Source organism: Undibacterium sp. Ji83W (genome assembly GCF_049340385.1).
Classification (GTDB): Bacteria; Pseudomonadota; Gammaproteobacteria; order Burkholderiales; family Burkholderiaceae_D; genus Undibacterium.
In genome coordinates, this window is record NZ_JBMPOZ010000068.1 from 1 (window position 1) to 564 (window position 564).

Consider the following 564-nt stretch of genomic DNA (forward strand, 5'->3'; position numbering starts at 1 on the left):
TCGTGCTTGCCAAGTGCGCTGGCAGTTCTGCCGGGGCAAAGGGGGTGCGACTGACATCAACGACGGTGGCTGTATGCAGGCCAAACTTTTGGTAAGGAAAGGCTGCATAGCGTATCAATACTTCTTGCCCTGGCTGGATGAAGCCTGCCGTTCTGCTGGGTACATACAGATGCGCCTCCAGCGCATCTATTTTGTTTGCGTCAGCCGCCTTAGTATCAACAGGTATCAAGCTGGCCAGCACTTGCCCGGCATTGATGGCTTGTCCTGGCTGGTTGGTCAGTGCACTTACCGTGCCTGCCTGCGTTGCTGTAATTTGCACAGCCTGGCGGTTGGCGTTTTCTGCGACTTCTTGCTTGAGGCTGGCTTTGGCTCTTGCTATTTGTGTCAGGTCAGTTGCCAGACTATTTGACAAGGTATCAAGCTCTGATTGCAGGGCAATCTGGTTAGCCTGTAACTGGGTTTTACTGCGCTGCAAAGTACTCAGGCGGGTGCTGATGTCGAGCAAGTCTTCCTGCTTTTGCTGGGTCTGGGCTGCAGAGACATAGCCATTGCCTTGCAGGGTTT

General features: G+C 53.7%; 1 protein-coding gene. It reads right to left on the reverse strand.

Annotated elements, in window-relative coordinates:
• On the reverse strand, positions 1-564 hold a 564-nt coding region (locus tag ACO0LD_RS31770; protein WP_423013534.1), incomplete at both ends, for an HlyD family efflux transporter periplasmic adaptor subunit.